Origin of the sequence: Delftia sp. WSY_12, assembly GCF_043104645.1 — a bacterium.
GTDB lineage: Bacteria > Pseudomonadota > Gammaproteobacteria > Burkholderiales > Burkholderiaceae_C > Comamonas > Comamonas tsuruhatensis.
The window spans coordinates 475,113-492,883 of sequence record NZ_JBICKW010000012.1; the positions used below are offsets into that span (position 1 = coordinate 475,113).

16 protein-coding genes are annotated in these 17,771 nt (G+C 64.3%); 9 read left to right on the forward strand and 7 right to left on the reverse strand.

Annotated features, from left to right (window positions below):
• Positions 1-460 precede the first annotated feature (460 nt).
• Complete coding sequence (locus ACF8LI_RS07655; RefSeq protein WP_392414465.1) at positions 461-2,287, forward strand: methyl-accepting chemotaxis protein; 1,827 nt, start codon at positions 461-463, stop codon at positions 2,285-2,287.
• Positions 2,288-2,290: 3 nt separating this feature from the next.
• Here ACF8LI_RS07655 and ACF8LI_RS07660 read toward each other — a convergent pair whose 3' ends face one another.
• A complete protein-coding gene (locus ACF8LI_RS07660; protein ID WP_016447423.1) occupies positions 2,291-3,508 on the reverse strand; it encodes a GNAT family N-acetyltransferase in 1,218 nt (405 codons plus the stop codon).
• A gap of 86 nt (positions 3,509-3,594) precedes the next feature.
• Here ACF8LI_RS07660 and ACF8LI_RS07665 point away from each other — a divergent pair, with 86 nt between their 5' ends.
• Both ACF8LI_RS07665 and ACF8LI_RS07670 read left to right on the forward strand, forming a co-directional pair.
• Positions 3,595-5,244, forward strand: a complete 1,650-nt coding sequence (locus tag ACF8LI_RS07665) for an NAD+ synthase (protein ID WP_016451363.1) — start codon at positions 3,595-3,597, stop codon at positions 5,242-5,244.
• Positions 5,245-5,315: 71 nt separating this feature from the next.
• Positions 5,316-5,654 carry a P-II family nitrogen regulator gene (locus ACF8LI_RS07670; RefSeq protein WP_012206673.1) on the forward strand — a complete coding sequence of 113 codons (339 nt, stop codon included), beginning with the start codon at positions 5,316-5,318 and terminating at the stop codon, positions 5,652-5,654.
• A gap of 101 nt (positions 5,655-5,755) precedes the next feature.
• On the opposite strand, the gene ACF8LI_RS07675 is transcribed toward ACF8LI_RS07670, so the two are convergent.
• The 6 genes from ACF8LI_RS07675 to ACF8LI_RS07700 are packed head-to-tail and all read right to left on the reverse strand — an operon-like array spanning position 5,756 to position 9,262.
• A complete protein-coding gene (locus ACF8LI_RS07675) occupies positions 5,756-6,349 on the reverse strand; it encodes a TIGR00730 family Rossman fold protein (protein WP_012206672.1) in 594 nt (197 codons plus the stop codon).
• Positions 6,346-6,759: a diacylglycerol kinase gene (locus tag ACF8LI_RS07680; protein ID WP_016447420.1), complete on the reverse strand. Its 414-nt coding sequence runs from the start codon at positions 6,757-6,759 to the stop codon at positions 6,346-6,348. The genes ACF8LI_RS07675 and ACF8LI_RS07680 overlap by 4 nt, the downstream gene beginning before the upstream one ends.
• Positions 6,760-6,797: 38 nt before the next feature.
• Entirely contained in the window at positions 6,798-7,340 is a 543-nt protein-coding gene (locus tag ACF8LI_RS07685) for an RDD family protein (protein ID WP_016447419.1), read from the reverse strand.
• Positions 7,341-7,362: 22 nt separating this feature from the next.
• Complete coding sequence (locus ACF8LI_RS07690; RefSeq protein WP_016451365.1) at positions 7,363-8,214, reverse strand: DUF3106 domain-containing protein; 852 nt, start codon at positions 8,212-8,214, stop codon at positions 7,363-7,365.
• Between the two features lie 20 nt (positions 8,215-8,234).
• Complete coding sequence (locus ACF8LI_RS07695) at positions 8,235-8,693, reverse strand: DUF3619 family protein (RefSeq protein WP_047218373.1); 459 nt, start codon at positions 8,691-8,693, stop codon at positions 8,235-8,237.
• Positions 8,690-9,262, reverse strand: a complete 573-nt coding sequence (locus tag ACF8LI_RS07700; RefSeq protein ID WP_013801505.1) for an RNA polymerase sigma factor — start codon at positions 9,260-9,262, stop codon at positions 8,690-8,692. The genes ACF8LI_RS07695 and ACF8LI_RS07700 overlap by 4 nt, the downstream gene beginning before the upstream one ends.
• Positions 9,263-9,539: 277 nt before the next feature.
• On the opposite strand from ACF8LI_RS07700, the gene ACF8LI_RS07705 reads away from it, so the two are divergent.
• From ACF8LI_RS07705 to ACF8LI_RS07730, 6 genes are all read left to right on the forward strand, one after another.
• A complete protein-coding gene (locus tag ACF8LI_RS07705) occupies positions 9,540-11,321 on the forward strand; it encodes an acetolactate synthase 3 catalytic subunit (RefSeq protein WP_392414466.1) in 1,782 nt (593 codons plus the stop codon).
• A gap of 154 nt (positions 11,322-11,475) precedes the next feature.
• Positions 11,476-11,967 carry an acetolactate synthase small subunit gene (ilvN, locus tag ACF8LI_RS07710; protein ID WP_012206665.1) on the forward strand — a complete coding sequence of 164 codons (492 nt, stop codon included), beginning with the start codon at positions 11,476-11,478 and terminating at the stop codon, positions 11,965-11,967.
• A 73-nt stretch (positions 11,968-12,040) separates the two neighbouring features.
• The gene (gene ilvC / locus ACF8LI_RS07715; protein ID WP_034365514.1) at positions 12,041-13,057 is read left to right on the forward strand and encodes a ketol-acid reductoisomerase; all 1,017 of its coding nucleotides are present in this window, start codon (positions 12,041-12,043) and stop codon (positions 13,055-13,057) included.
• Positions 13,058-13,267: 210 nt separating this feature from the next.
• Entirely contained in the window at positions 13,268-14,101 is an 834-nt protein-coding gene (gene pssA, locus ACF8LI_RS07720) for a CDP-diacylglycerol--serine O-phosphatidyltransferase (protein ID WP_012206663.1), read from the forward strand.
• A gap of 226 nt (positions 14,102-14,327) precedes the next feature.
• On the forward strand, positions 14,328-16,019 hold the full coding sequence (gene leuA, locus ACF8LI_RS07725; RefSeq protein WP_034396046.1) for a 2-isopropylmalate synthase: 1,692 nt from the start codon (positions 14,328-14,330) through the stop codon (positions 16,017-16,019).
• Between the two features lie 99 nt (positions 16,020-16,118).
• On the forward strand, positions 16,119-17,657 hold the full coding sequence (locus ACF8LI_RS07730) for a 2-isopropylmalate synthase (RefSeq protein WP_071956473.1): 1,539 nt from the start codon (positions 16,119-16,121) through the stop codon (positions 17,655-17,657).
• Positions 17,658-17,771 lie beyond the last annotated feature (114 nt).

Consider the following 17,771-nt stretch of genomic DNA (forward strand, 5'->3'; position numbering starts at 1 on the left):
TGCCCTGCATGGGGCCGCTTTCTTTTTGCGTGCTGCGTTGAGCTTGCGCACGCCGGGTGGCAGGAGGCTGTGGCGCAAATCCTCCAGTGAAGGTTTCTGCCTACTGCAAGTACCTGAACTTGTCCTGAACAATGCTTGGATACTGGCAGAATGTAAATAGATGTAGTCCTATTCTTACAGATTGAGGAACGGCCGCTCCTGGCCTCGTTCGCTCGGAACGAAGGGATATCCCATGATTACCTTGTTCTCATGGCCGCCTGGCCTGGCGGCCATCGGCCATCCAGCAGACCGCGCTCCCGCGGGGTCCCGTCCTCCCCCTCTCCAAGCCTTGCCTGCCAGCTGCCATCGGCCGGTGCGGCTGGCCTGTTTCTGCAAGGTTCGCGCCGGGCCTGGCTGATAGCCTGCCCATGGCGCGAGACAGAGCAAGACGCAACAAGATGACGGGACCTCTACAAGAGAGATGAATGTGAAAAACCTCAAGATTTCAACGCGCATGCTGGGCACCTTCGGCCTGCTGGTGCTGCTGTTGCTGGCCGTGGTGGCCGCGGCCCTGGTGCAACTGCGCTCCATGCGCACCAGCATGGAAGTCATCACCGGCAATGCCATGCCCAGCGTGGAAGTGATCAACCAGATAGGCACCGATGTCGTGCGTACCCGCTTGCTGGAGGTGCGCCACGTCAACAATGATGATGTCGCCTACAAGACCGATTCGGAAAAGCAGCTGGAGCAACTGCAGCGCCGCCTGGCCGAGCGCAAGAAGGCCTACGAGCCGCTGCTGTCTTCCGACGAAGAGCGAAGGCTCTACGCCCAACTGCTCCAGGAACGCGAGCGCTACCAGCAACTGAGCCAGCAGGTGCTGGCGCTGTCACGCCAGGGCGAAAAGGAAAAGGCCCAGGCCGTGCTGGGCGGCGAGTCGCTGAAGCTCTACAACGATTCGTCGAACACGCTGGATCTGCTGGTCAAGCTCAACAGCGATGCGGCCGTGCAGGAAAGCCGCAATGCCGAGGCTGTCTATGGGCGCTCGGTCGTCGTCCTCAGCGTGGCGGCGCTGGCCGCCGTGCTGCTGGCCGTGCTGGCCGGGCTGTGGCTGACGCGCTCCATCCGCACGCCGCTGGCCCATGCGGTCGATGCCGCAGACCGCGTGGCCAATGGCGATCTGGGCGGGACCATCCGCATCGACCGCCATGACGAAACCGGCCTGCTGCTGGGCGCGCTGCAGCGCATGCAATCGAGCCTGGTGCAGACCGTGCGCAGCGTGCGCCAGAACGCCGAAGGCGTGGCCTCGGCCAGTGCGCAGATTGCCTCCGGCAATGCCGACCTGTCCAGCCGCACGGAGGAGCAGGCCAGCGCGCTGGAGCAGACGGCGGCATCCATGGAAGAGCTGGGCTCCACCGTGCGCCAGAACGCCGACAACGCACGCCAGGCCAATCAGCTGGCGCTCAATGCATCGAGCGTTGCGCGCCGCGGCGGCGACGTGGTGGCCGAGGCCGTGGAAACCATGAAGGGCATCAATGACAGCAGCCGGCGCATCGGCGACATCATCGGCGTGATCGACGGCATTGCCTTTCAGACCAACATCCTCGCGCTCAATGCCGCGGTGGAGGCTGCGCGTGCCGGTGAGCAGGGCCGGGGCTTTGCCGTGGTCGCGGGCGAGGTGCGCTCGCTGGCGCAGCGCAGCGCCGAGGCGGCCAAGGAAATCAAGGCGCTGATCACGGCCAGCGTGGAGCGTGTGGAGCAGGGCTCGCAACTGGTGGACCGCGCAGGCACGACCATGACCGAAGTGGTGGCTGCCATCGGCCAGGTCACCGACATCATGGGCGAGATCAGCGCGGCCAGTACCGAGCAGAGCTCCGGCGTCGCCCAGGTCAGCGAAGCCGTCACGCAAATGGACCAGACCACGCAGCAAAACGCTGCCCTGGTCGAGGAAAGCGCGGCCGCCGCTGCCTCGCTGCGCAAGCAGGCGCAGGACCTGGTCGAGGCCGTGGCCGTGTTCCAGCTGCCGCGCGGTGCCATGGACAGCCATGCGCATGTGCCCAACAGGGTGGTGGCGCAGGCCGGCGCTGCGCCACGCGCCGCAGCGCAGCCTGTCCGGCCGAACCCGCCGGCCAGCCCCGCACGGCCTGCGGCCTTGGGGGGCGGCGGTGCTGCAGCGGGTGGCGAGACACTGGCCCGCCGGCTTGAGCGCGATGCCACGCCTCCCATCCAGCCACGCCCTGGGCCCGCAGCAACAGGCAAGCCGGCTCCGCGCCAGCCCGGTCAGGGCGATGACGACTGGGAAACCTTCTGAGCCTCAGTCCTGGCGCAGCGGGCTGTGCGCCTGCAGCTCCTGCAGGTAGCCGGCCATGCCTTCGCCTTCGCGGTCCAGAAAGCGCGAGATGGCGTCGGCGAAGGACGGGTGGGCAATCCAGTGGGCGCTGGGCGTCACCACGGGCAGCAGCGCCCGCGCCATCTTGTGTTCGCCCTGGGCGCCTCCCTCGAAGTGCGCAATCCCGCGTTCTATGCACCAGGCGATAGGCTGGTAGTAGCAGGCCTCGAAATGCAGGCAGTCCACGCGCTCCAGCGCGCCCCAGTAGCGGCCGTAGGCCGTGCCCTGCGGGATCTGCGGCGTGTCGCGGTCGCAGCTGCCGGCCGAAAGCCGTGCGGCTGCCGCATCGAGTGCGATCAGGCTGCAGGCCATGGGTTGGCCGTCGCGCTCGGCGACGAACATCAGCCAGTTCTCGGGCATCTGGTGCGCCATGGCCTCGAAGAAGGCCGGCTGGAGGTACGGGGCGTTGCCGTGTTCCAGATAGGTGCGTTCGTGGCAGCGATAGAAGAAGGCCCAGTCCTGGGCGCTCATGTCGGGGCCGTGCACTGCTCGAAAGCGCACGCCGGCCTCGTGCACCTTGCGCCGTTCCTGGCGAATCTTCTTGCGCTTTTCCTGGTTCAGCGTGGACAGAAAGTGGTCGAAGTCCCGGTGGCCCGCGCCCCCGGCGTTCTGGTTGCTCCAGTGGAACTGCACGGTGCTGCGCTGCATCCAGCCGTCGGCGTCGCAGGCTGCCAGATCCTCGGCATCGCTGAACAGCAAATGCAGGGAAGACAGCTGCTGCGCCTGGGCCCATTCGCGCACGGCGCGCACCAGGGCCGCACGCAGCAGCGGCGTGCGTGCCAGCAGCCGGCTGCCCGGCACAGGCGTGAAAGGCACGGCGAGCACGCCCTTGGGGTAGTAATCCAGCCCATGCTGGGCGTAGGCGCGCGCCCAGGCAAAGTCGAACACGTACTCGCCATAGGAATGCGCCTTGGCGTAGACCGGGCAGGCGGCGACCAGCTCGCCGCCCTGCCAGAGCGTGACCACGCGGGCGGCCCAGCCGGTTTGCGGCACGGCGCTGCCGCTGGATTCCAGCGCGCTCAGGTACTCGTGGCGCATGAAGGGGGTGGGCGCAGCCTGCGATGCCAGCAGCGCATTCCAGGCCTGGGCATCGAGCTGCTGCACGCTGTCCAGCACGCGGGTGATAATTGCGGTTTCAGCCATGCCATTCCTTGCAGGCCCGTGTGACGCGCGCTGCCGCCTTGCGCTGTGGGGTGGCCTTGTCGGCCCTGTTGGCTCCATTGCATTCCATGACGCTCTCCATCTGCACTGCCCAGCTCAACTTTGTCGTGGGCGATCTGCCCGGCAATGTCCAGAAAATCATTGCCGCAGCCCGTGAAGCTTATGCCACGGGAGCGCGCTTGCTGCTGACTCCCGAGCTTGCCCTGTGCGGCTATGCGGCCGAAGACCTCTATCTGCGTCCCGCCTTTCTGGACGCCTGCGATCAGGCCGTGCAGCAGCTGGCGCTGGAGACCGCGCAATGGCCGGGCCTGGCGCTGGTGCTGGGCCATCCCTGGCGCGACCCCGGCGCTGGTGGCGCGTTGCGCAATGCAGCCAGCGTGCTGCGCGACGGGCGCGTGGAATGCAGCTACGCCAAGCAATGCCTGCCCAACTACGGCGTGTTCGACGAGCAGCGCTACTTTGTGGCCGGCCAGTCGCCTTGCGTGGTCGAGGTCCAGGCAGTTCGCGTGGGCTTGCTGATCTGCGAGGACGCCTGGCATCCCGGGCCGGCAAGCGCGGCTGCCGCGGCGGGTGCGCAATTGCTGGCCGTGATCAATGCTTCACCCTTTCATGAGGGCAAGCAGGCCGAACGTGAAGCCACGCTGGCTGCACGTGCGCGTGAGACCGGCCTGCCCCTGGTCTACGCACATCTGGTCGGTGGCCAGGATGAAATTGTCTTCGATGGCAGCTCCTTTGCCGTACACGCCGACGGCAGCATTGCCGCACGCGCGGCGGCCTTTGCCGAGGCGCTGCCGTTGGTGGAAGTGCGTGCCGGCGCGCAGGAATTGACGCTGGCCGCCGATGTGCAGCCACCGGTGGAGCACCTGCCGGCGCTGTGGTCCGCCCTGGTGCTGGCCGTGCGCGACTACGTGGGCAAGAACCGTTTCCCCGGCGCGCTGCTGGGCCTGTCGGGCGGGATCGACTCTGCGCTGGTGCTGGCGATTGCGGTCGATGCGCTGGGCGCGGACAAGGTGCACACGGTGATGATGCCTTCGCCCTATACGGCGGACATCAGCTGGATCGATGCGCGCGACATGGCCGAGCGTGTGGGCGTGCGCTATGACGAAATCTCCATCGCGCCCCAGTTCGAGGCCTTCAAGGCCGCCCTGGCTCCGGCCTTCGCGGGCCGCGCCGAGGACACGACCGAAGAGAACCTGCAGGCCCGCATCCGCGGCACCTTGCTGATGGGCCTGTCCAACAAGTTCGGCTCCGTGGTGCTGACCACCGGCAACAAGAGCGAGATGTCCACCGGCTACTGCACGCTCTATGGCGACATGGCCGGCGGCTTTGCCGTGATCAAGGACGTGCTCAAGACCGAGGTTTTTGCGCTGGCGCGCTGGCGCAATGCCAACGATCCGTTCGGCACGGGGCTGGACCCCATCCCGGATCGCATCATCACGCGCCCGCCCAGCGCCGAACTGCGCCCGGACCAGAAAGACCAGGACAGCCTGCCCGCTTATGAGGTGCTCGACGCCATCGTGCGCCGATACATGGAAAATAACGAAAGCATCGCCTCCATCGTGGCCGACGGATATGCCGGCGCCGATGTGGAGCGAGTGACGCGCCTCATCCAGATCAACGAATACAAACGCCGCCAGGCGCCCGTGGGGCCGCGGCTGACGCGCCGCAGCTTCGGCAAGGACTGGCGCTACCCGATCACCAACCGCTTTCGCGCTTGAAGCACCTGAGGCGGCGGGGTTTCCTGGCCGGCCGTCTTGCCCCGTATTGCATGCACTGAGGAGTTCACCCCATGAAAATGATCACCGCCATCATCAAGCCGTTCAAGCTGGAAGAGGTCCGCGAGGCACTGGCCGACTGCGGCGTCAACGGCCTGACCGTCACCGAGGTCAAGGGCTTTGGTCGCCAGAAGGGCCATACCGAGCTTTACCGCGGTGCTGAGTACGTGGTGGACTTCCTGCCCAAGGTGAAGATCGAGGTCGTGGTCCGCACCGAGGACGTGGACCGCTGCGTGGATGCCATCGTCAACGTGGCGCGCACGGGCAAGATCGGTGACGGCAAGATCTTCGTCACGGCCGTGGAGCGCGTGGTGCGCATCCGTACCGGCGAGCTCGACGACGGAGCCATTTGAGTCCGAGAGCAGGGCAGGGCGCATTCGGCGCCCTGCATTCCTGATATCTCGACGCTGGCGGCCATCCTCTCAAGGGTGGCCGTTTCCGTTTCCGCTGCTGTTCAGATCACGGCGCGCAAGGGCGCAGTCTCCAGGCCCGTGCCGGCGTTCTGCACCAGGGATTGCAGCAGCGTGGGGATGTCGCTGCCGCTTTCGATCAGTCCCATCTGCCACTCGCCCATGAAGCCATGGCCCACGCAGGTCTGCAGGAACTGCAGCATGCTGTCGTAGTAGCCGTCCACATTGAGCAGGCCGATGGGCTTGTCGTGGTAGCGCAGCTGGCGCCAGGTCCAGACCTCGAACAATTCCTCGAAGGTGCCTATGCCGCCGGGCAGGGCGACGAAGGCATCGCTGCGCTCGGCCATCATGGCCTTGCGCTCGTGCATGGTCTGGACGATGTGCAGTTCGTCGCAGGCATGGTTGGCCAGCTCCTTGTCCACCAGCGCCTGCGGGATCACTCCCACGACGCGGCCACCGGCCTGCCGCGTGGCCTCGGCCACCTCGCCCATCAGGCCGCTGCGCCCGCCGCCGTAGACCAACTGGCCGCCGTGCTCGCCAATCCAGCGGCCGGTGGCGCGGGCGGCCTCGATGAATCCGGGCTGGTCGCCGGGGCGCGAGCCGCAATACACACAAATGGAAAACGTGGGATTTGTCATGCAATGAACCGTTGATAGAGAGCCGCCAGCCAGACACCCGTGCACAGCAGCAGCGCCAGCAGCACGGCGGCGCTGCCCATGTCCTTGGCTTGCTTGGACAGGGCGTGCCATTCGGGGCCTATGCGATCGACCACGGCCTCGATGCCGCTGTTGAGCAATTCCACGATCAGCACCAGCAAGACCGTGCCCGCCAGCAGCGAGACCTCGATCCAGCTGCGTCCCAGCCAGAAGGCGGCAGGGATCAGCACGATGGCGGCCAGCGCTTCCTGGCGGAAGGCTTTCTCATTCCATCCGGCACGAAGGCCGGACAGCGAATAACCCGCAGCGTGCCAGACACGGTTCAGGCCCGTGCGGCTTTTCTGGGGATTGACAGGCGTGCTGTCGTTGGACTTGGGTGAAGCGGCGGGCATGCTGGGGAGTGTAGGAGATGCGATGCTGCCTTTGCCGCTCAGCGTTTTTTCCTGGGCGGCGGGGCCTGGTGGATCAGCTGTGTGCCGGCCCAGGCGTCATGCCAGAACTGGCGGCGCGGATGAAGGCGACTGAGCAGGGCCCAGAGTGCCACCCACAGCACCAGCAGCACCAAGGTGGTCAAGGCCGGCACGCCGGTGGAGTAGGCCGCCAGCGGTGGCAGCAGCCAGATCCAGCTCAGCACATAGCGCCGCAGTGCGCGCAGCTGGCTGACGGGCTGGCCTGCAGCATCCACCAGGCGGATGTGCCAGGTCTTCATGGCCAATGTCTGCCCCTTGGACCAGAACCAGACGAAATAGATGCCCAGCACCACGAACATGAAGGCCTGCAGCGCATGGCGGTTGTCCATGGCGTTGCGCGTCTGAGACAAGGTGCCAAACAGATATCCGGCGATGAAGACCACGCCGAACAGCAGCATGCCCTCATATAGCCAGCAGGCCATGCGCCGGGCCAGGCGCGGGGCCATCCGTGGATCGGCGGCGGAGCCGGCTGCCGTGGAGGCGGGGGAGGTGGCGTTCGTCATGCGGGCGTGTCGGGGCGCTGCATCAATGCGAAGGGGCTGCTTCGCCGTGCGAGGGCTGTGGGGTGGCCTCGGCGCCGTCATGCAGTTCCATGGGCGGCAAGGGCATGGGTGTGGCCGAAGGCACTTCCACCGGGGCTGTCTCCACCAGCGCAGGCGGGCGCACGGGATGGGTTTCCACGGCCGAAGGCGGCGCGACCGGTGGAACCGGAGGCGGCGGATTGTAGATGGTGGCTGGTGGAATCTTGGGGGGATTCGGAATGGTGGCCGGTGCCACCGAGGCCGCAGGAATCCGCGCCAGACGCTTGGGCGCCACGGGCTGTATGGCGTTGGCGGCGCCCTTGACCTTGGGCGCGGCGCGTGCAGCCAGAAGGCGTTTTTCTTCGTCGCTGAGCGCCTGGTAGGCCTCCCACTGGGCTCGCTTGTCCGTGGCAAGGCGGTTGGTCAGGGCGAAATTCAGGCGGGCCTGGCTGCGCTGCTGGGCGCTGAGGCTGGACCAGGTCTGCATGCGGTCGCGCAGCTTTTCCTGCTCCTTTTCGCTGAGCTTGTCCCAGCCTTCGGCCAATGCCATCCAGCGGCGCTTTTGCAGCGCGTCCATCATGGACCAGCGCTCGGAAAGGGGCTCGAGCACCCTGCTTTGCGCAGGCGTCAGCTCGGCCCAGCGTGGGCCGGAGGCCAGGGCCGTGGCGCGCTGGCGCGTGGCTGCGTCGCCATGCAGGGTCTTGGAGGCCGCAATGGTGGCCGGCGACACCGTGCTGGGCGCCAGCCGCACCTGTTGCACGACGCGCCAGCCGGTCCAGGCCAGCGCCATCAACAGCACCGCCGCCAGGATGGCGGCGGGTGATCGGTGGAACGCAGCGCGTGAATCAGTGGGCATGCAGGCAGGCAAGGCGGGTATCAGCGTTCCGTGTTGGTGGCCGAAGTCTTCAGGTACTGGATGAAACCGGGGTCGGCATAGGCGGCAGGGGGCAGGTCATCGGTCAGCAGGGCCGTATCGACCTCGGCAACCTCGGTCAGGCCAATCTGATCGGTCTGCACGTTGACGACCACCAGGCCAATGATGAGGGCCAGCACCGGCACGGCCGAGATCAGCGCGCGCCACCAGGTGCCGCCTTCGTCGCCAGAGCCCAGCGTCATGGTGGCACCCTGAGCCTGGGTTGCGCTGGCAGCCTGCACGGGCGCAGCGCGCAGTTCGCGCCGGCGAACGGACAGGGCGCGCTCGCGCCCAGCGCGCAGCCGCTCAGTGATGTCGTATGGCAGCAACGCCTCGCCGTCACCCAGGCGCGCGGTGATCCGGCGTGCGATGCGGTCGGCCGCCATTTCGCTGTGGAGAGTGAGAGTGGGCGCAGTCTTCATAGCTCGATTCCTTTGGCCTTCAGTGCCTTGCTCAATGTCTGGATGGCGCGGAAACAATGTGTTTTTACACTTCCTTCGGAACACCCCATCGCGGCAGCGGTCTCCGCGACGTCCATCTCTTCCCAATAACGCATCAGGAAAGCTTCGCGTTGACGTGCTGGAAGCTCCTGTATCTCTTTTTCAATGCTTTGCAAAATCTGGGCCCGCTCGGTCAGATCTTCGGCGCTGCGGGCGGTTTCGCCGTTCTGGCCGGAGTCGGCATAGGTTTCGAGCCAGTCGAAGTCCGCATCGTCGCCGGCCGAGGCCTCCAGATCGCTCATGCGGGTGAAGAGGGCGTTCTGCGTTTTTTGCCTGCGAAACCAGTCCAGCGTGCTGTTGGACAGGATGCGCTGGAACAGCATGGGCAGCTCGTTGATAGGCTTGTCGCCATAGTGCTGCGCCAGTTTGAGCATGCTGTCCTGCACGATGTCCAGCGCCGCCTCCTCATCCCGGACGTGAAAAAAGCTGCGCTTGAAGGCTCGCTTTTCTACGCTTTTGAGGAAGTCGGATAGTTCTTGCTCGGTTGCCAAAAGGAACGCAGGCCCGGATGAGGGGCTCGTTGATGAGGGGCTGAACGGGTGCGGGGCCTGATTATCGCACCGCACTGTCAATTTTTTTCGCAGGATTGTGCGCAGGCTTGTTGCAGTGCGATAATGTCTGCTGCAATTCAAAAAGGCAAACGGGTCACGGTCCGGCGTTTACTCACTCGCCCATGTCTGTTGGTCCTAAGTCCCGCACCGGCCTCACAAGGGCTTCAGGCAAGGGGCACCCAAGGTTTTTCGTTAGAGAAATTCACAAAGGTTGATCATGGAAATTTCCAAAGCCGAGTACTCCAGCGCGGCAGCAGCGGCGTCGCAGTCCCATGCATCCCAGGAGCTGATGGGCTCCGAGATCCTCGTCAAGTCCCTGCAGGCCGAAGGTGTCAAGCAGCTTTGGGGCTATCCGGGCGGTGCGGTTCTGTACATCTACGACGCCCTCTACAAACAAGATTCCATTCAGCATGTGCTGGTGCGCCACGAGCAGGCGGCCGTGCATGCGGCAGACGGTTTTGCCCGTGCAACGGGTGAAGTCGGCGTGGCCCTGGTGACATCGGGTCCCGGCCTGACCAACGCCGTGACCGGCATTGCCACCGCCTATACCGATTCCATTCCCCTGGTCGTGATCAGCGGCCAGACCTCGACGGCCTACATCGGCACCGATGCGTTCCAGGAATGCGACACCGTCGGCATCACCCGCCCCATCGTCAAGCACAACTTCCTGGTGAAGGATGTGCGCGAGCTGGCGGACACGATGAAGAAGGCCTTCCACATCGCGCGCACCGGCCGTCCCGGCCCCGTGGTGGTGGACATCCCCAAGGATGTGTCCTTCAAGAAGGCTCTCTACACCGGTTACCCCGAAAAGGTGGAGATGCGCTCCTACAACCCGGTGCGCAAGGGCCATGCCGGCCAGATCCGCAAGGCGCTGCAGTTGCTGCTGGCTGCCAAGCGTCCCTATATCTACACGGGTGGCGGCGTGCTGCTGGGCAATGCCTGCAACGAGCTGCGCACCCTGGTCGACATGCTGGGCTACCCGGTCACGCATACGCTGCTGGGCCTGGGTGCCTATCCGGCCAGCGACCGCAAGTTCCTCGGCATGCTGGGCATGCACGGCACCATCGAAGCCAACAACGCCATGCAGAACTGCGATGTGCTGCTGGCCGTGGGTGCGCGCTTTGACGACCGGGTGATCGGCAACCCCAAGCATTTCATGTCGGTGGAGCGCAAGATCATCCATATCGACATCGATCCCTCCTCCATCTCCAAGCGCGTGAAGGTGGACGTGCCCATCGTCGGCGACGTCAAGGAAGTGCTGACCGAGCTGATCTCCATGATCCGCGAGGCCAGCGCCCGTCCCGACGCTGCGGCCCTGGGCCAGTGGTGGGAGACCATCGAAGGCTGGCGCAGCCGCGACTGCCTGCAGTACAGCCGTGGCGACGGCTCGGTCATCAAGCCCCAGTACGTGGTGGAGACGCTGTGGAACATGACCCGCGACGCAGATGCCTACATCACGTCCGACGTGGGCCAGCACCAGATGTGGGCTGCGCAGTACTACCGCTTCGACGAGCCGCGCCGCTGGATCAACTCCGGCGGCCTGGGCACCATGGGCGTGGGCCTGCCCTACGCCATGGGCATCAAGCTGGCCAAGCCTGAATCCGAGGTGTTCTGTATCACGGGCGAAGGCTCCATCCAGATGAACATCCAGGAGCTGGCCACCTGCCTGCAGTACAACACGCCGGTCAAGGTGGTGTCGCTGAACAACCGCTACCTGGGCATGGTGCGCCAGTGGCAGGAGATCGAGTACTCGGGCCGCTATAGCAGCAGCTACATGGACTCGCTGCCCAACTTCGTGAAGCTGGCCGAGGCCTATGGCCACGTGGGCATGCTGATCGAGCGCCCCGAGGACGTGGAGCCCGCCCTGCGCGAGGCCCGCAAGCTCAAGGATCGGACGGTGTTCATGGACTTCCGCACCGATCCCACCGAGAATGTGTTCCCCATGGTGCAGGCCGGCCGTGGGATCACCGAGATGCTGCTGGGAGCTGACGACCTCTGAGCGAACCCTTGGCCGGGTTCGCCAGGGCCTGCTCCTGCCGCATCTTCTTCAGTGGCCGCCCTCAAGGCGGCAACCCCTTGACGAATCTATTGCCTGCCAAGCCCGACGTTTACCGGCGCCGGGGGAGGGCAGCAAAAAGAGGAATCTTTCTTTCATGAAACACATCATTGCCGTGCTGCTCGAAAACGAGCCGGGAGCCTTGTCGCGCGTGGTGGGCCTGTTCTCGGCCCGCGGCTACAACATCGAATCGCTGACCGTGGCTCCCACGGAAGACGCATCGCTGTCGCGCATGACCATTCAGACGAATGGCTCCGAAGACGTGATCGAGCAGATCACCAAGCACCTGAACCGCCTGATCGAGGTCGTCAAGGTCGTGGACCTGACGGAAGGCTCCTATACCGAGCGCGAGCTCATGATGGTCAAGGTCCGCGCCGTGGGCAAGGAACGCGAGGAGATGAAGCGCATGGCCGACATCTTCCGCGGCCGCATCATCGACGTGACCGAAAAGAGCTACACGGTCGAGCTGACCGGCGACCAATCCAAGAACGACGCCTTCCTGCAGGCGCTGGACCGCACGGCCATTCTGGAAACCGTGCGTACCGGCTCCTGCGGCATCGGCCGCGGCGAACGCATTCTGCGCGTTTGATGCGCTGCAACGCACCTGAAACCTGTCCCCTTCCCCTTTCAACCCCTACACACACACGAAGCCTGGAGCCAACATGAAAGTTTTCTACGACAAGGACTGTGACCTGAGCCTGATCAAGGGCAAGACCGTTGCCATCATCGGCTACGGCAGCCAGGGCCACGCACACGCTCAAAACCTGAACGAAAGCGGCGTGAAGGTCGTGGTCGGCCTGCGCAAGGGCGGCGCTTCCTGGGACAAGGTCGCCAAGGCTGGCCTGACCGTCGCTGAAGTCGACGACGCCGTGAAGGCCGCCGATCTGGTCATGATCCTGCTGCCGGATGAGAACATCCCCGAGGTCTACAACAACAACGTGGCCCCCAACATCAAGCAAGGCGCCACGCTGGCCTTTGCCCACGGCTTCAACATCCACTACAACCAGGTTGTGCCGCGCGCCGATCTGGACGTGATCATGGTCGCCCCCAAGGGCCCTGGCCACACCGTGCGCTCCGAATACCTCAAGGGCGGCGGCGTGCCTTCGCTGATCGCCGTATACCAGGACAAGTCCGGCAAGGCCCGTGACCTGGCCCTGTCCTATGCCATGGCCAACGGTGGCGGCAAGGGCGGCATCATCGAAACCAACTTCAAGGAAGAAACCGAGACCGACCTGTTCGGCGAGCAGGCCGTTCTGTGCGGCGGCGCGGTGGAACTGGTGAAGATGGGCTTCGAGACCCTGACCGAAGCCGGCTACGCTCCCGAAATGGCCTACTTCGAGTGCCTGCATGAGCTCAAGCTCATCGTGGACCTGATGTACGAAGGCGGCATCGCCAACATGAACTACTCGATCTCGAACAACGCCGAATACGGCGAGTACGTGACGGGTACAGAAGTCATCAACGACAAGTCGCGCGAAGCCATGCGTGCTGCCCTCAAGCGCATCCAGACCGGCGAATACGCCAAGATGTTCATCCAGGAAGGCCGCACCAACTACCCGAGCATGACGGCCCGCCGCCGCATGAACGCCGAACACGCCATCGAAAAGGTGGGCGGCCAGCTGCGCGCCATGATGCCCTGGATCTCCAAGAACAAGCTGGTTGACCAGAGCCGCAACTGAGATTGCTGCATTCCATCTTGCATGGGTCGCGCATGCGGCCTACGCAAGGTGCAGGACAAGGCCACCCCGACGGGTGGCCTTTTTCGTGCACAGAAGGGGGGCAGCGCGCAGGTACACTGACCCTTTCGGGGCGGCACTGTCCGCTCCCTTAGAATACTATCGTTTTAATAGCTGCTCACGCTTGCGTGCGCTGTGCTGGAGGCCGGATTGATGCAAAACCACAATGAGTCCAACGAAATCGAAGGCGTGGTGGTGCGCAAGCGCCGCAAGGGTATCTACATCCTGCCCAACCTGTTCACGCTGGCTGCGCTGTTCGGTGGCTTCTACGCCATCGTGATGGCCATGAACGGCCGCTTCGAACTGGCTGCTGCAGGCGTGTTCTGCGCCATGGTGCTCGACAGCCTTGACGGCCGCGTGGCACGCATGACCAATACGCAAAGCGCCTTTGGCGAACAGATGGACTCGCTGTCGGACATGGTGTCCTTCGGGGCCGCTCCCGCCTTGATCGCCTATGAGTGGGCGCTCAAGGGCATTGGTCGCTGGGGCTGGATTGCCGCCTTTGTCTATTGCGCCTGCGCCGCCCTGCGGCTGGCGCGTTTCAACGTGAATACCGGGACGGTGGACAAGCGCTGGTTCCAGGGCCTGCCTTCGCCTGCGGCGGCGGCGCTGGTCACGGGCTTCATCTGGCTGCTGGACGAGGCGGGCCTGCTGCGCGGCCAGGATGCCTGGCTGAGCTGGACGCAGATCACCTGGATCATGTTCTTCCTGACGCTGTACGCGGGCCTGACCATGGTCACCAACGTGCCTTTCTACAGCTTCAAGGACGTGCATTTCAAGAAGAGCGTGCCCTTTGCGGCCATCGTGCTGATCGCCCTGGGCATCGCCATCATCAATATCCATCCGCCCATCGTGCTGTTCGGCGTGTTCCTGCTCTACGGTTTCTCGGGCTATGGCGTCTACGCCTGGCGCAAGGCCAAGGGTCAGCGCACCAGTGTCATCAGTACCTCGACCGACGAGCCCGAGGAGCGCGGCCTGCACAAGTGATGCGGCGCAGCATCTTCACAGCCTTTGTGAACCTGTGCTAAAGTCGTCCGAATGCAATACCTGTCGCTAGCTCTACTACCGATGTCCAACGGGCAGAGACAGTAGCGCGCGCGTACATACCTACTTTCACGGCCCGTTTGCACCAGCGACGGGCCGTTTTGCATTTGTGGGGTCGCTGGAGCAGGTGGGTCTTGTTTTTACCTAGACGATAGAAAGCACTTCAGCCATGTTGCAAAATCCTTCGACCAAGTACCGTCCGTTCGCTTTCGCTCCCGTGCGTCTGCAAAATCGCAGCTGGCCCGACGCGACGATTACCAAGGCTCCGATCTGGTGCAGCGTGGATCTGCGCGATGGCAACCAAGCGTTGATCGAGCCCATGGACATCGATCGCAAGATGCGCATGTTCGAGCAACTGGTGAAGATCGGCTTCAAGGAGATCGAGGTCGGTTTTCCCTCCGCTTCGCAGGTGGAGTTCGACTTCATGCGCAAGCTCATCGAGGAAAACCGCATTCCCGATGACGTGACCATCCAGGTGCTGACCCAGGCGCGCGAGCACCTCATCCGCCGTACCTTCGAAGCGCTCGAAGGCGTGCCCCGTGCCATCGTCCATCTGTACAACGCCACCGCGCCCGTGATGCGCCGCGTGGTGTTGAACATGAGTGAAGACGAGATCGTCGAGCTGGCCACCACCAATGCCCGCATGTTCAACGAGATCGCTGCCGGCTACCCCCAGACGCAATGGACCTTCCAGTATTCGCCCGAGATGTATTCGGACACCGAACTGGAGTTTTCCAAGCGCGTCATCGATGCCGTCACCGATGTATGGCAGCCCACGCCCGAGCGCAAGTGCATCATCAACCTGCCCACCACGGTGGAGCATTCCACGCCCAATCTGTTTGCCGACATGGTGGAGTGGACGCACCGCCACATCCAGCGCCGTGATTCCATCGTGCTGTCCGTCCATCCCCACAACGATCGCGGCACCGGCACGGCCACGGCCGAGCTCGCGCTGATGGCCGGTGCCGACCGCCTCGAAGGCTGCCTGTTCGGCAACGGCGAGCGCACGGGCAACCTCGACGTGGTCAACGTGGCGCTGAACATGTACATCCAGGGCGTGTCGCCCGGGCTGGATTTCTCCGATATCGACGGCATCCGCAGCACGGTCGAGCATTGCAACCAGTTGCCCGTGCACCCGCGCCATCCCTACGTGGGCGACCTGGTCTACACCTCGTTCTCTGGCTCGCACCAGGATGCGATCAAGAAGGCCTTCGCCGACCGCAAGGAAGGCGACGTCTGGGACATGCCCTATCTGCCCATCGATCCCAAGGACCTGGGTCGCAGCTATGAGGCCGTGATCCGCGTCAACAGCCAGTCGGGCAAGGGCGGCATCGCCTATCTGCTTGAAAGCGAATATGGCCTCCAGTTGCCGCGCCGCCTGCAGATCGAGTTCAGCCAGGTCGTGCAGCGCGAGATGGATGCCAGCGGCAAGGAATTGGCTGCCGCCGACCTGTGGAATCTGTTCCAGCGCGAATACGGCCTGCAATCCGTGCAGGCGCCGCACTACCGGCTGAGCGAGAACGATGGTGTGGTCAGCCTGTCGGCCGACCTGGCCGTCGAGGGCGGCAAGCGCACGGTCGAGGCCGAGGGCACGGGCCCGATCGACGCCTTTGTGCAGGCGCTGAGCGAGCACAGCGGCCGCGCAGTACGCGTTCTGGACTATGCCGAGCACGCCATTGGCGAAGGTGCCAACGCCAAGGCCATCGCCTATGTGGAACTGCGCGTGGACGAGTCCCACGTGTGCTACGGCGTCGGGGTCGATGCGAATATCGTCTCTGCCTCGTTCCGGGCCATCATGTCGGGCTTGCAGCGTGTTCCCTCCGCCGAGAATGCGGTGGAGCAGGAGGCGGTCGCCGCCTGAATTTCGTTCCCGAGCCGGTGCAGCCACAAGCGCACCGGCTTTTTTCATCGCCTGCCCGTGGGCAGGGGCTTCGCATCCACAAGAAAGACGAGACTCCCCATGACCGACCAATTGATCATTTTCGACACCACCTTGCGTGACGGCGAGCAGTCGCCCGGTGCCTCCATGACCCGCGACGAGAAGCTGCGCATCGCGCGCCAGCTCGAACGGCTGAAGGTCGATGTGATCGAGGCCGGTTTTGCGGCGAGCTCCAACGGTGACTTCGAGTCGGTGCAGGCCATTGCGCGCGCCATCAAGGACTCCACCATCTGTTCGCTGGCGCGGGCCAATGATCGTGACATCGCCCGTGCGGCCGAAGCCCTCAAGGACGCCAACCGCGCGCGCATCCACACCTTCATTGCGACCAGCGCGCTGCACATGGAGAAAAAGCTGCGCATGACGCCCGAGCAGGTGCTGGAGCAGGCGCGCCAATCCGTGCGCTTTGCGCGCAACCTGATTGCCGACATTGAGTTCAGCCCGGAGGACGGCTACCGCAGCGACCCGGATTTCCTGTGCCGCGTCATCGAGACCGTGATCGCCGAGGGCGCAACCACGATCAACGTGCCCGACACCGTGGGCTATGCTATTCCCGAGCTCTACGGCGCCTTCATCAAGAACCTGCGCGAGCGCGTGCCCAACAGCGACAAGGCGGTCTGGAGCGTGCACTGCCACAACGACCTGGGCATGGCCGTGGCCAACTCGCTGGCCGGCGTCAAGCTCGGCGGCGCCCGCCAGATCGAATGCACCATCAATGGCCTGGGTGAGCGTGCCGGCAACTGCTCGCTGGAAGAGGTGGTGATGGCCATCAAGACGCGCAAGGACTACTTTGGCCTGGACGTCAACATCGACGCCCTGCACATCGTGGCCGCCAGCCGCATGGTCAGCCAGACCACCGGCTTCGTGGTGCAGCCCAACAAGGCCGTGGTGGGGGCCAACGCCTTCGCCCACGCCTCCGGTATTCACCAGGACGGCGTGCTCAAGGCGCGCGACACCTACGAGATCATGCGCGCCGAGGACGTGGGCTGGAGCGCCAACAAGATCGTGCTGGGCAAGCTCAGCGGCCGCAACGCCTTCAAGCAGCGCCTGCACGAGCTGGGCGTGGAGCTGGACAGCGAAGCCGCGATCAATACCGCCTTCGCCGCCTTCAAGGAGCTGGCCGACCGCAAGAGCGAGATCTTCGACGAGGACATCCTGGCCCTGGTGACCGAGCAGGACGCGCATCAGCAGGCCGACCCCTTCCAGTTCATCTCGCTGGCTCAGCAAAGCGAGACAGGTGAGCGCCCACACGCGTCAGTGGTGTTCAGCCGCGACGGCCGAGAGATCAAGGCCCAGTCCGACGGCAATGGCCCGGTCGATGCCTCGTTCAAGGCCATCGAGTCCGAGGTGAAAAGCGGTGCCGAGATGCTGCTGTACTCGGTCAACGCCATCAGCGGCTCCACCGAAAGCCAGGGCGAAGTGACCGTTCGCCTGCAGCGCAGCGGGCGCGTGGTCAACGGCGTGGGAGCGGACCCGGACATCGTCGTGGCCTCGGCCAAGGCCTATCTGAGCGCGTTGAACAAATTACACAGCAATGCAGAGGTCGTGGCTGCGCAGGGGTAAGCACTCGCCTTATAATTTCATTTAAATTATCGAAAAGTCGCACAAGTTATTGTCACAGTGCGACTTTTTCGATTAATGTAAGGTCTAGTCACAAATTCTTGCTGCTTGGAGCAT

Excerpts from the sequence above, each read along its gene's own strand:
- ACF8LI_RS07685 (WP_016447419.1), bottom strand. The coding sequence starts at position 7,340 with ATGACGAACGCCACCTCCCCCGCCTCCACGGCAGCCGGCTCCGCCGCC.
- ACF8LI_RS07730 (WP_071956473.1), top strand. The coding sequence starts at position 16,119 with ATGACCGACCAATTGATCATTTTCGACACCACCTTGCGTGACGGCGAG.
- ACF8LI_RS07680 (WP_016447420.1), bottom strand. The coding sequence starts at position 6,759 with ATGCCCGCCGCTTCACCCAAGTCCAACGACAGCACGCCTGTCAATCCC.
- ACF8LI_RS07675 (WP_012206672.1), bottom strand. The coding sequence starts at position 6,349 with ATGACAAATCCCACGTTTTCCATTTGTGTGTATTGCGGCTCGCGCCCC.
- pssA (WP_012206663.1), top strand. The coding sequence starts at position 13,268 with ATGCAAAACCACAATGAGTCCAACGAAATCGAAGGCGTGGTGGTGCGC.
- ACF8LI_RS07665 (WP_016451363.1), top strand. The coding sequence starts at position 3,595 with ATGACGCTCTCCATCTGCACTGCCCAGCTCAACTTTGTCGTGGGCGAT.
- leuA (WP_034396046.1), top strand. The coding sequence starts at position 14,328 with ATGTTGCAAAATCCTTCGACCAAGTACCGTCCGTTCGCTTTCGCTCCC.
- ACF8LI_RS07670 (WP_012206673.1), top strand. The coding sequence starts at position 5,316 with ATGAAAATGATCACCGCCATCATCAAGCCGTTCAAGCTGGAAGAGGTC.
- ACF8LI_RS07690 (WP_016451365.1), bottom strand. The coding sequence starts at position 8,214 with ATGCCCACTGATTCACGCGCTGCGTTCCACCGATCACCCGCCGCCATC.
- ACF8LI_RS07660 (WP_016447423.1), bottom strand. The coding sequence starts at position 3,508 with ATGGCTGAAACCGCAATTATCACCCGCGTGCTGGACAGCGTGCAGCAG.
- ilvC (WP_034365514.1), top strand. The coding sequence starts at position 12,041 with ATGAAAGTTTTCTACGACAAGGACTGTGACCTGAGCCTGATCAAGGGC.
- ACF8LI_RS07705 (WP_392414466.1), top strand. The coding sequence starts at position 9,540 with ATGGAAATTTCCAAAGCCGAGTACTCCAGCGCGGCAGCAGCGGCGTCG.
- ilvN (WP_012206665.1), top strand. The coding sequence starts at position 11,476 with ATGAAACACATCATTGCCGTGCTGCTCGAAAACGAGCCGGGAGCCTTG.
- ACF8LI_RS07695 (WP_047218373.1), bottom strand. The coding sequence starts at position 8,693 with ATGAAGACTGCGCCCACTCTCACTCTCCACAGCGAAATGGCGGCCGAC.
- ACF8LI_RS07655 (WP_392414465.1), top strand. The coding sequence starts at position 461 with ATGAATGTGAAAAACCTCAAGATTTCAACGCGCATGCTGGGCACCTTC.